This is a genomic window from Polaromonas vacuolata (genome assembly GCF_012584515.1).
GTDB classification, from domain to species: domain Bacteria; phylum Pseudomonadota; class Gammaproteobacteria; order Burkholderiales; family Burkholderiaceae_C; genus Polaromonas; species Polaromonas vacuolata.
In genome coordinates, this window is record NZ_CP051461.1 from 1,428,208 (window position 1) to 1,441,696 (window position 13,489).

Below are 13,489 nucleotides of genomic sequence, written 5' to 3' on the forward strand. Positions count from 1 at the left end.
GCTAGCCCCTACGGCAACGTAGTGCTGCCCAACGTTTCTGACGCGTCAGTTAACGATGCTGGCGAAATGCACATCAGCATCGACAACCCCAATCCTGGCCAATTCACAGGCAGCATCGTTTTGCGGATGCGACTACCCGATGGTTCTACGCAAGACGTGCAAACCTTTGCGGGCGATAAGACCGGCGACGTCATCATCACCCCACCCCCGGGCATTGCGGTGGGCAGCGTCGGCTGGCAATTGGTACGCCTTGTGCCTCAAGAGGTGTTCACCGGCTCAGGCGAGCTCAGCGGCGAGCCGCCCGCCGAATTTGCAGGCAACACGCTGCGCATCAGCCCCAAACCGCTGATGGTGCAGGTACTCAACCGCACCGGTGTCGCCTTCTTCCGCGAAAACAAACCCGTGGGCAGCACCACGCTGGTTGGCACACTGGGTCAGCCGAACAACTTTGATGAGCAAACTATCACTGGCACCAAAGTGCAACCCGTCACCTATTCAGACGACCTTACACGCGTCTATGTAGCCGGCAATGGCGTGATCTACGTCATTGACACACTCACCTACAAACTGCTGGACCCTATCTATACCTACGGCGGCAACATCGTCAGCCTGGCAAGCACGGGCGGCTTGCTGTTTATTGGTGAGGGCAACAGCTACGGCAGCGGTGCGTCTAACGCCCGCCTGATGGTCATGAGTACCATCCCCGGTAGCAAGAGCTACAACAAACCCATCACCCTCAAAGGCACGGGCATAGAAGCCACGCCGCTGGGCATAGCCGGCATGGCCGTCGGGCCAGACGGCAAAAATTTGGTGGTGGCTGTGCCCAAGCAGCGCAACAGCGTGACCTTGGGCGACCCCAATAAACGCGGCGACGTGCTGGTGTTTAACATTGACAGCCTGGACCTGAAGACTGGCAAGATAGATGCCCCGGTCAAAGCCCAACTGCCGGCCGACAGCAGCGGCAAAGCGCCGCAAACCATCACCGCCACCGAAGACCCCAGCCACTTCCTAGTGGCCGATGTGGCCGACTACAACAAAGGCCTAGCCACCTTGGTGCTGACCCGGGACAAAGACGGCAGCACCAGCGCCGCCAAAATGACCGCCATCCCCCTGAGCCAGCCCGGCGGCGCAGTGCGGCTCGACCGGCTAGACATTCAGCGCGCCCAAAGCGCGGTGCTGGTGACCTACCAGGGTGAGGAATACGCCATCGTGGCGGACGACAACTACAACTTCCTAGACCCGTACTGGCGGGCCATGTTCGAGGCCCCCATGTTCAGCCAACTCAGCCCCTCTGGCCCACCCACGGCAATCGGCGGCAGCGCCAGTGCCAAAAAAGTCAATGTAGGCGGCAAACTCGGGATTGTGAAAGACCCGTTTGGTGCTAACCCCCAGTTCATGGGCGCCACCTTGCCGCTAGACGGCTATGGCATCGTCAACCTGAGCCTGTCCCCAGACAACAGCGTGCTAATAGGCCAGCTCAAAGGTAGCTACGGCACGGATGACCCGTTTCACCAGAAGGACAACCAAAACCACGCTTGGAGCGTAGGGCTTCTCCTACAAGCCGCCATAGACCTGCCCGAGCAAGACCGCATGAGCAAGCACATTGCACTGCCCGCCAGTGCAGAGCTGCTGCTGCCAAGCAGCAACGCCAATGCAGGCGGTTATTTGGGTGCGCCTGTGGGGACTTTCTTTGATGACGAGCCCAAAATATCTAGCATTCAAGGCAATATGGGCGACATCATCGAAGTCGACCTGCGCGAGCAAGCCGCCCGCGCCATGTTGGGTTACAGCGCCACCACTGCGTTTGCCAAGCTGACCAAACAACAGCAAGAAAACGTGATTATCACCAAGGCTGGTTTGAGCGAATTCACCATCAGCAAAGCCACCCAGGATTCTTTATCTCTGGACAACGGGCTAGCCGATAACAACGCATTGAAACTGGTGATGGGGAAAGCTGCCAATGGCGGTAGCGAAATCTATTCGCGCACGCAGCCAGGCGGCCTTGCCAAGGGCGACTTCAAAGACTCGGGTATTTTGTATTTGCGGCCTAACCTGACGCAACCAGACGAAGATAAGCTGCGCCAAGGCATGCACCTAGATGCTGACAAGAGCGTCACCTTCAGCTACGAGTTCAAAGAAACGTCTGACGACAAGGTGTCGTTCGAATGGAAAAAAGGCCTGATCACCGTTACCGCCAAAGACTTCATTAACTCCGGCGCGCGCGTGTTTTTTGGGGACAGGCCACTGGAGAATCCGGGCTATAGCGCCTTTACCCTCAGCGGCGAAGTGAGCTTGGCCGCTGCCAATGCGAAGACTATTGATTCACTGGATGTGTATCGGGTGGAGCAGCGGTTGCGGTATTTGGGCTATGGTCTGGCTCCCGCAGCTATTACTGGCGCTGGTGAAGTCACGGTGGATGGCAACTTCAGTAAAGAGGAAGCTGCCGACCTTCAGCTATTTGAAAAAATCATTCGCTATGGCACAGGTGCCGCCACCGGAAAAGGCGATGGAACCGGAAGCGCTAGTGACACTGATAAAGCATCGCTAGCCACCGCCAGTGGTAAAGCCAGTGTCCAGTACACTGGAGCTACTGATATTTACACGATTTTGAGCGGGGGTGCCACCACATCCAGTTTGACCGCTGCCGGCAAAAAACTAAGCACAGCCGAACAGGCGCAAGCCTTGGCTCAAGCCGAAGCGGCTGCCACCATCAAAGCTATTAACAGCGCCAAAATAAAGGCCAAGGCTGGCTATGACAAACAAGTAGAAGAAACTAAGCAATTTGCCCCCGCCAAGTTTGGAGCCGATGGTCTCATTGAGGCTGGAAACGTGGGCGACGCCAAACTCACCAAAGACTGGCTCAATGCCTACAACGCACCCCACTGGATGCAGTATGCAGGTGAGTTGAGTAAAAAATTAACCGGCTGGACAGATAAAACCGGTGGTGGTGTCAAGAGCATGGGCACCAGTTGGGTGTACGACTTGATGTCGGCTGCACAAAAGACCAACGGGGCGCAGGAGCGTGGCAAGACGGTTGACACGAGGCTTTGGTTCAATGGCGCAGGTTCCTTGGGGGGCGTGCTGAATTTGGGTGTCAATAATAAGTTTGTGTCCAAGGGCAATCAAGACCAAGTCAATGGCAAAGACGTTGTGCTTGGGGTATTACCCCAGTCTGCCAATGGCGCAACTCCAGTTTGGAATTTTGCAAAAGCACAAGCCCTCGCGGCGCGCTTGCACAACCCGAATCTCAACAACTATGTCCTTGCACTCAATGGCTTTGGAACGACGTCTACCAACGTGCCGTACCAAGAGAACCAACAAGACCAAGCGCTACTTGATTTCTACTCCGTCTACTTGGCCAGTTTGAAGGGTGGGGTGGGTTCAACCGCATGGTCGAACGAGCAACTGGGGTTAATCAGTGCTGCCCCAGGGGCTGACCGAATCACGATTCAGGAGGCGTTGTTTGGCGACGGTTCGGCAACGGGCGGGGTGGTTAACAATCAGAACATCCTCATTGGAGGTGCGGCCGCTCCGTTAGGGGCGGCGATGACTGCGGAGTCGTTACGCAGCTTTATGGCTGATTCGCCAGATTCGCAAGTAAATTTTGGTGAATGGGTTGAACCGTTGCAAAAAGCCATGATTGAGTTTGATATTAAAACTCCGCAAAGAATCGTCGCGTTTTTGGCACAGGTGAAAGCAGAGGGGAATTTGTTACCTAAGCCAGAGTCCTTTATTTACGCAACTAATACTGCGAGCAGGTTGGCCTCGATATTCAAAAGTGCGTTCAGTTATCAGTTCAACTACGACAACCACACGAGCGCGGCATACAGAAACAAGCTTGCGCATGACCGCTATAACGATGACAGCCGTACTAGAGAACAAAATGCACAGCTTTTTTATGACGAAATTTTAAGTCCAGCACTAACCACCGCTGGCGGTACGTGGGCGGATAGCGTGCAAGCGCTTATCGCTAATCGAGTTTACTCAAGTGACTATGGCACTGGTATGGACCGCGACCCACAAGCAGGGGATCAAGCTTCTGGCGACGGTTGGACTTACCGAGGACATGGACAATTGCAGCTAACCGGCAAGTCGGTTATCACGCAGTTTGCGGACTATGTCCGCGACAATTACGCTAAAGCAGGTCAAACACAACAGGAGGCAGCTGCACTGCGACTACGCATCATTAACACCCCAGATATTCTGGACACCGACAAAGCCCTTGCCGCCCGATCGGCGGGGTGGGAATGGGGCGTCAAAAAGAATGTGAACCCCAGTGCGGATCAACTGAATGAGGCACTTGTGCCGTGGTCACCCAACAACATCTTTACCACCACGGTGACAAAACGCATTGCGACTGCTACAGAATCTTTTGAGAGCAGATATGAAAATTGGCAGCGCAACGTAAGGTTTGCCTACAAAGTTGGTAACCCTTACGAAGATATGCAGGCAGTACTTGCCGGGTTGGGTATCAGGTCAGCCACCCTTAAGGGTTATGAGTCGCAGTTTGGTATTTCATTACGAACCCCAAAACTGGCGGAGATTAGCAGCGCAAAGCAATTGCTGACACCCAGCACCGTTGACTCTGCGATAACGCCTTCGGTTGCAAATCAGTCGCCAAATGCGCTTTTGCAGGATTTGTTGACTACCGCAAAACAAACCCTCAATCTAAATGAAGGAGAGTTCACCATGTTGATCACCGATCAGTTGGATTTACCAGATTTTCCCCCTGCAGTGGCCATCATTGCGAAGGCGGATGGTAGTGAGTCCAGCAGCGGCAAGGCAGTCAGGTCTGTAGGGGTTTGCGGCATATTGCAATTGACTAGGCGCGATGCCTATTCGGTTGATGCCGAAATTACCGCGCGATCAATCGACAAAACAACTGGGAAGTTATTTATCGATCCATACAATGCGCTGATAAAAGTTGTACAACAACCGAAGCATGGAAAATTGTGGGCACCTGACGGTGAGATTTGGACTAGTTCAAAAATCATTAGCCAAGTTGGTAGCGGTGGATATGTTCCTGATGCTGACTTTACAGGCAAGGACTCCTTCATCATGCAAGTGGAAGGGGGTGGGCATAAAGTCAATGTGTATTATTTTATTGCTGTTACTTCGGACGATGGATACATCCCCGGTGAGCATTGCAAAATACTGGGAAGTTACAAAATCTCCCAATCCAATTTCAATCCCGGCAGCCAAGACTACGCCGCCTGGCAACGTGCCAGCCAGCTATCTACACTACTCGCCACCGCCAGCCAATCGCTCGTAGGCTTCCAAGACTTAGCTGGATTTGCGGTCGGTCAAACGACCGGCCAAGGCGCCAACGCCCAAATCACCCTAGACCCTACAGCCGCAGGCCACAACTGGTTCATAGACCCCACCCCACTAGACAACCAAGACGACTTCCTCCCCACCAGCAACCCCAACATCTGGCAAGCCAAGGCAAACACAGACGCCGCCGGCAAGATGGACTTGCTATCAGTGCTGCTGCACGAATACGGCCACGCTTTGGATCTAGAGCACAGCGCAGATGCTGACGACTTCATGGCCACCACCTTGCAGCCTGGTGAGCGCCGCCTGCCGAGTAGCCAAGAGCTAAACCTCATGGCTCAGCTGGTAGCCCAGCTTAAAACGCCCGACACCGGCAACAACCCACAGACCCCTAAAGACCCCAGCGTACCCAAAAGTCCGTTCGGCCCCTTGGGTGCAGGCTTGGGCTTTATGGCCGTAGGCCGCTTGCGCCGCAGCAGTGCGGACAGCGCAAGGGCAGGCAGCACAACCGCTGCTGACTTTGCCCAATACGACACCGTCGCCAACCCCAGCTTGGTGAATGGTCAATTTAATAGCCAGTTCAACGCTGCTAGCACCGGCTGGTCTACCCAAGGCAAAGTCACCATAGGCAGCCTCAGCTTAGGCGCAGCCGCAGCCGCAGCCACCCTAGCCGAGTCCAACACCAGCCAAACTCGGCTAAACCAAGTCTTTATGGTCGGCCCACAAGACCGCTTCCTCAGCTTCACCCTCAGCAACTTAGCGCTAGACGACGCCACCACCGGCCCCGACGATGCGTTTGAAGTTGGCTTGCTCAACGCCAACACTGGCGCAGCACTAAGCGGCAGCATAGGCCTGAGCAACTCCGACGCTTTGCTCAACCTACAACCCGGTAGCACAGGCCTAGAAGAACTCGCCGCCCAAGGCGTCACCCATGTCAGCCATGCAGACGGCAGTCGCACTTACTTGGTCGACCTCTCCGGCATTGCGCGCGACGCCAACGGCAAGGTCGCTGTTAACCTCTCATTCGATTTGATCGGCTTTGGCGCCACCGCAGCCAGCATGGGCAGCCAGGTACAAGTGAGCGACGTGCGCTTGCTGGGCTTGCCGCAAACCCGCGACGACAGCGCCAGCGGTGCCGAAGACAGCACGCCCAGCATCGCCGTTTTAAGCAACGACATAGACGCCGCTCAACCCGGTTTTGCGCCCTTAGTGGTCGCTGGCCCAGTTCACGGCACGCTTAACCTAAATGCCGATGGCAGCTTTGCCTACACGCCGCAGGCCAACTACTTCGGTGTCGATAGCTTCACCTACCAAGTCACGAATGCGCGGGACAGTAGCAGCGTTAGTAGCGCAGTGCGTTCCAACATTTCTACCGTCAACCTGGTGATCTCCCCGGTAAACGACGCACCAGTTGCGGCCGATCTGTCACTGCGCACCGCAGAAGACACACCTGTGGTGATTGAGCTTCTCGCCACTGACATCGATAGCGACGCTTCTAGCGTGGCATACCGCATACAGACGCAACCGCAGCACGGTACGTTGACGCTCAACCCAGACGGCAGCTATAGCTATTTGGCCAATACCGACTTCAACGGCAGCGACAGCTTCACCTACCAAGTCGGCGATGGTGAATTGGACTCCAACTTGGCCACCGTCTTTATCACCGTCACCCCAGTCAACGACGCGCCCTCGCTGGGCGAGCAAACACTGGCCACGCTTGAGGACAACGTACTCACCGGCACTCTGCTGGCCAGTGCCGCTGATGCGGACAGCACTGTGCTGACTGCGGCTATCGTGGCTGGTCCGCAGCATGGCACGCTGACAGTCAACGCAGACGGAAGCTTCAGCTTTGCTGCAGATGCCAACTACTTCGGCACCGACAGCTTTACCTACAAAGTAAATGATGGTGAGTTGGATTCTGGTCTTGCCACGGTGAGCTTGACTATCACTGCCGTCAACGACGTGCCAGTAGCAACAGATGCCACAGCAACCATCAACGAAGACACCGCACTCACCATAGACCTGCGCAACTTGGGCGTTGATGTGGAAGACGCTGCGCTAAGCCCAGTCATAGTCAGTGCACCGATTCACGGACTATTGACGCTGAACCCAGACGGCCGCTACACCTACGCACCAGACGCAGACTTCAACGGCCTAGATAACATCCGCTTCGCGCTGCGCGACAGCGAAGGCGCGCTCAGCAACGAAGCTACGCTGAACATTACGGTCACAGCAGTCAACGACGCGCCGACCTTGGGCAACCAAAGTTTGACGACGGCGGAAGACACAGCGGTCATCGGCAACTTGCTGGTTAGCGCAAACGATGTAGACAGCCAAGTGCTAACAGCCGCCATCGTGGCTGGCCCACTGCACGGTGCGTTGACAGTCAATGCAGACGGCACGTTCATCTACTTAGCCAACGCCAACTACTTCGGCACCGACAGCTTCACCTACAAAGTGAACGACGGTGCGCTGGATTCTGGACTTGCCACGGTGAGCTTGACCATCACTGCCGTCAACGACGTGCCAGTAGCAGCAGATGCCACAGCAAGCACCAACGAAGACACCGCACTCACCATAGACCTGCGCAACTTGGGCGTTGATGTGGAGGACGCAACGCTAACTCCAGTCATAGTCAGCGCCCCTGTAAATGGACAATTGACGCTGAACCCAGACGGCAGCTACACCTACGCACCAGACGCAGACTTCAACGGCCTAGATAACATTCGCTTCGCCCTGCGCGACAGCCAAGGCGCTTTGAGCAACGAAGCCACGCTGAACATTTCGGTCACAGCAGTCAACGACGCGCCAACCTTGGGCAACCAAACTTTGACAACGGCGGAAGACACCGCGCTCAACGGCAACTTGCTGGCAATTGCTGCGGATGTAGACAGCCGAGTACTCACAGCCGCCATCGTGGCCGGCCCTAAGCATGGCAATGTTGCTGTCAATGCAGACGGCACGTTTAGCTACCGCGCCAATGCCAACTACTTCGGCACCGACAGCTTCACCTACAAAGTGAACGACGGTGCACTGGATTCGGGTCTTGCCACGGTGAGCTTGACGATAACGGCCATCAACGACGTGCCAGTAGCAACAGATGCCACAGCAAGCACCAACGAAGACACCGCACTCACCATAGACCTGCGCAACTTGGGCGTTGATGTGGAAGACGCTGCGCTAACCCCAGTCATAGTCAGCGCACCAATTCACGGACTATTGACGCTGAACCCAGACGGCAGCTACACCTATGCACCAGCCGCAGACTTCAACGGCCTAGATAACATCTGCTTCGCCCTGCGCGATAGCGAAGGCGCTTTGAGCAACGAAGCCACGCTGAACATTACTGTGAATGCCGTGAACGATGCACCCACCTTGGGCAACCAAATTTTGACGACGGCGGAAGATTTCGAGCTCACCGGCAACTTGCTGGTTAGTGCAGACGATGTAGACAGCCAAGTGCTGACAGCCGCCATCGTGGCCGGCCCACTGCACGGCAGTGTTGCTGTCAATGCAGACGGCACGTTTAGCTACTTAGCCAATGCCAACTACTTCGGCACCGACAGCTTCACCTACAAAGTGAACGACGGTGCATTGGATTCTGGTCTTGCCACGGTGAGTTTGACGATAACAGCCATCAACGACGTGCCAGTAGCAACAGATGCCACAGCAAGCACCAACGAAGACACCACACTCACCATAGACCTGCGCGACTTTGGCCTTGATGTGGAAGACGCTGCGCTAAGCCCAGTCATAGTCAGCGCACCAACGCACGGACTATTAACGCTGAACCCAGACGGCAGCTACACCTACGCACCAGACGCAGACTTCAACGGCCTAGATAACATTCGCTTCGCGCTGCGCGACAGCCAAGGCGCGCTCAGCAACGAAGCGACCTTGAACATCACCGTCACAGCCGTGAACGACGCACCTCGGGCCAATGCGGTAAGCGCCAGCTTGGCAGAGGATGGCAGCGTTGTCCTTAATCTGTTGGCTGCGGCCACGGATGTGGATGGTGATGTGCTGACAGTCGCTGTGACCTCCGCGCAATCTGGCACTTTGCTTAAAAACGCCAACGGCAGTTATAGCTACACACCAAGGGCTAACTTCAACGGCGCTGACAACTTCAGCTACACGGTGAGTGACGGCCAGCTCAGCCGAATAGGCTTGGTGCAACTTACCATCACTGCTGTCAACGATGTCGCGCTGGCTGTGAACGATAGCGCTCAGACCAAACAGGCTCAAGCTGTGCGCATTGATGTGCTGGCCAACGACAGCGATGTGGATAACGCCACCGGTCCACCGGTGTCAACGCAGCCATGCCCAAGTCCGCCAACGCCGGCCTGAGTGTGCGCGTGGTCGCCGCAGCTGCGCATGGCACGCTTAGCAGCAACACGGATGGTTCGCTCAACTACACACCTGATGCCGGCTTTGTCGGGGTTGACAGCTTTAGCTATGTGGCCAATGACGGCCAAGCCGACTCCAATCTGGCCAGCGTGAGCGTCACCGTCACTGCCAGCAACCACCCACCGGTGGCTGTGGACGATAGCGCCAGCTTGAATGAGGACGGCAGTATCACGCTAACTTTGCTGGCCAACGACAGCGACGCCGATGGCGATGCCTTGACACTCACGCTGCAAAGCCAACCCGCCCACGGCACTTTGCTGAAGAACGCTGTCGGCCAATACATCTACACACCGGTGGCTAATTGGAGTGGTGAGGACCGCTTTACTTACGCGCTGTTTGACGGCAAAGCCTGGTCCAACTTGACCACAGTGCGTCTGCTGGTCAGCGCCGTGGCCGACGCACCCCGGTTGGTTCTGACCGACATAGCTGCAAGCCCTCATGAACTGTTCCGAACCGGTTGGGAAAGCGTTGCCAATCAAAACACCAGCTCCAGCCTGCTGCAGCAGCGCACTTTGGAGGGCTGGACCTTGGTCACCTCGCTGGACAACAGCGCTTGTGCCAACAACGGTTTTGAGATCTGGAGTAGCGGTGACAAGATGGCGGACGCTAGCAACAAGCTACGCACGGTCAATGCCGCCAGCAATAACGGCAATAGCGGCAATAACTGGATGGAGCTCAACAACGCCAGTGGCAACATGCCTCAGACCCTAGGGATTGAACGCAGCCTCAGCACGCTGGCTGGCGCCCGCTACACGCTGAGTTTGGATGCAGCCGGTCGCATGGGCTACAGCGCAGACTACACCCGCATCGGCATTTATGTGGACGGTCAGCGCATAGGCGGCTGGGACGGCACCAGCGGTTCAGCGGCTTTGAACTGGCAGACATTGAGTTTTCAGTTTGTCGGCAAGGGCGGCCAGCAAACTATTCGGATTGCCACAGAAGCCAGCAAGTTAGACCCTAACGGCCGCGGCATGATGATTGACAATATCGCGCTGAACGAAGCCTTGGGCGCCAATACTGGCCTAGAAGATCAAGCGATTCGTCTGTCCAACATCAGCGCCGCGCTGAGCGATACGGACGGCTCAGAAATACTCTCTGTCAGCTTAGAAGCCCTGCCTATAGGCGCTACCCTAAGCGACGGCACACGCAGTTTTACCGCCAGGTCTGGCAACACCACAGCGGATATCAGCGGCTGGAATATGGCTTGCCTGAGCCTGCTGCCGCCAGCTGACTTCAACGGCACACTCAATTTACGCGTGGTGGCAACGGCGAGTGAAAAGGTCGGTGGCAGTCGCAGCAGCACCAGCGCCTCATTGGTGGTGACGGTGCTGGCGGTAAACGATGCACCGCGGGTGTTGAATGCAAGTTATCAGTTGCTAAAAGACGGCACGGTGAGAATTGACTTCAGCGCTTTGATTCGCGACGTGGACGGCGACGCCCTAAGTTTGAGTTTCACCAGACCCGCCCATGGCACCCTTACGCGTAATTCGGATGCCAGCTACACCTATAGACCAAACCGAAACTACATTGGCAGCGATGCTTTCAACTACACCATTAGCGATGGTCAACTCGCTAGCAGCGGCGCGATTTCTTTGTCTGTTGGACAAGCGAGCGTGGCAATTGCGGTAGTGGGTGCGGCACCGCTACAAGACAGCTGCGCCAGCATTGTGCTGCGCTCTAACTACGCCCTTGCGGCGAATTCAGGCTCGGCTAACGCCAACGCCAACGCAAACCCGCAAGGCAGCAGTAGCCAGTTTGTCGATTGGTCTAGCAACGCCGTGCCCATCAGCACACTGGGCAATCTCGCTTGGGTAAGAGACTTTTTGGGCGCTACACAGGACCAACGCAGCCTAGCGGAGAGGACGGGACTGAGTGTTAGGGCTAGCTTGTGAGAGTCGCTGGCCTGGGCGCTAGCCCTAACCCTAACGCCACCGCCGCAACACAGACACCCGGGCAAAGTAGCGGCGAGCCAGCCGGCGTGAGCGCTGAGGTTTCACCTTGGGAAAGCTTTGTACTGGCAAAAAGTTCGGACGAGTTTTGCCGCGCTTGGCTGGCGCTGATATGCACTCAAATTGTGGGCGTTTGCGCCGCTGCGGTTTTGGTCGAGGATGGGCTAGCGCAGCGCTTTGTGCCGCTCGCAGCTTGGCCCGAAACTGCACCCGACATGGCTCGCTTGAGCGCAGTCGTGCAGCGGGCGTTGACCGAGAAGCGCGGCATTGTGCAGCCCGAGGTTAAGGACGCCGTGCGCTCCACGCATATTGCTTACCCCGTGTTGATGGGGTCCCGGGTGGGGGCTGTGGTGGCGCTGGATATGAGCGGCCTTGATGAGGACGTGCAACTTGCCTTGCGGCATATTCATTGGGCCAGTGCTTGGTTAACGAATATGTTTTCTCAGCGCGAATTAGATCTGGCTACCCAAGGTCAGGAACGTCTGGGGTCAGTGCTGGAGATCGTGGTCTCAGCCTTACGCCATGCCAAGTTTCAGCAGGCCTTGTTTGAAGTCGCCAACCAGTTGCGCCAGCGTTTTAAAGCCTCGCGCGTAGCCATTGGCTTGGCCGAGCATGCGCTGGTCAAGGTCACGGCGCTCTCAGAAGCCGCCACTTTTGAGCGCCACAGTCCCATGGTCAAAGCCTATAGCCGCGCAATGGATGAGGCGTTTGATCACGGTGCGCCGCTGTCTGCCAGCGCGCTAATTCGCACTCCGACAGAGGCTACTTCGCAGCAAGCCGCGTCGCCGCAGCATCACGCTTTGCTGGCTTGCTCGGGCGCTAGCCATGTGCTGTCTTATCCTTTGCTATTGGGCGCGCGCTGCCTCGGCGTGTTGCTCATTGAGCAGGACGGTGACGGTTTTACGGCCGCTGACATGATTTGGTTAGATGCTTTTGCGGCGCTGCTCACGCCCATCATTGCGCAGCGCAAAGCGGCAGAGGCCGGCGTGCTCGCCCGTCTGTCGGCGCAAAGTCAAAGCCTACTAGAAAAACTATTTGGCCCACGGCATCTGGTGTGGAAAGCTTCGGCTAGTTTGATGCTGCTGATATTTTCCCTGCTGCTACTGGTATCGCTGCCCTATCGGGTCACCGCTAAAACCGTGATCGAAGGCGAAGTTCAGCGCGTCAGCGCAGCGCCATTTGAGGGCTTTATTGCGGCCAGTTTTGTGCGCGCGGGCGACAGCGTCAAAACCGGGCAGTTGCTCGCCCAACTAGACGATCGCGATCTCAAAATCGAGCAACTGCGCTGGGCCAGCGAAGGTGAGCAGTACGACAACAAACTGCGCGAAGCCATGGCCAACGGAGATATGACTGGCGTGCAAGTCATAGGCGCTCAGCTCAGGCAATCACAGGCGCAACTCGCGCTGGTATCCGCAAAAATAGAGCGTGCGCAGTTGATAGCGCCTTACGCTGGCTTGGTGGTGTCGGGCGATCTGAGTCAGCAAATCGGCGCGCCGGTTGAGACCGGGAAAAAACTCTTTGAAATCGCACCATTGCAGCGTTACCGAATTATTTTGCAGGTCGATGAGCGCGAGATTCGGCATGTCAGCGTGGGCCAAGTGGGGCAGATTGTGATGACCGGTATTGCCAGCGATGCTATGCCCTTGAGCGTACTCAAGGTGACCCCGGTAGCCAGCGCGCAAGACGGTAAAAACTTTTTTCGCGTCGAGGCAAGTCTGGACCGTGTGCCTGACCATTTGCGGCCTGGCATGGAGGGCGTGGGCAAAATTGAAGTCGGTAGCCGACGCCTGTGGTGGATCTTGACGCACTCATTGACCGACTGGTTGAGTTTGTCTTTGTGGACTTGGATGCTGTAGTTT

The 13,489-nt window shown here is 56.3% G+C and carries 3 protein-coding genes (1 of these 3 cut by a window edge); all 3 read left to right on the forward strand.

The annotated features are described in order from the left end of the window. Tightly spaced (each overlapping or abutting the next), the 3 genes in view from HC248_RS06560 to HC248_RS06570 form a layout consistent with a single transcriptional unit that may run on beyond the window. Positions 1 to 9,621, forward strand: partial view of a tandem-95 repeat protein gene (locus tag HC248_RS06560; RefSeq protein ID WP_168921806.1) — the 3' portion only. Its footprint begins 699 nt before the window's first position; 9,621 of the gene's 10,320 nt are visible here — the last part of the coding sequence; its start codon lies off the left edge, out of view; the stop codon is at positions 9,619 to 9,621. Next, entirely contained in the window at positions 9,594 to 11,573 is a 1,980-nt protein-coding gene (locus HC248_RS06565; protein ID WP_168921807.1) for a tandem-95 repeat protein, read from the forward strand. The genes HC248_RS06560 and HC248_RS06565 overlap by 28 nt, the downstream gene beginning before the upstream one ends. Continuing rightward, entirely contained in the window at positions 11,570 to 13,486 is a 1,917-nt protein-coding gene (locus HC248_RS06570) for a GAF domain-containing protein (RefSeq protein ID WP_202882427.1), read from the forward strand. The genes HC248_RS06565 and HC248_RS06570 overlap by 4 nt, the downstream gene beginning before the upstream one ends. The last annotated feature ends 3 nt before the right edge of the window (positions 13,487 to 13,489 follow it).

What these genes read in the sequence shown, in the direction of transcription:
- HC248_RS06565 (WP_168921807.1), top strand. Translation starts at nt 9,594, where the DNA reads ATGCCCAAGTCCGCCAACGCCGGCCTGAGTGTGCGCGTGGTCGCCGCA.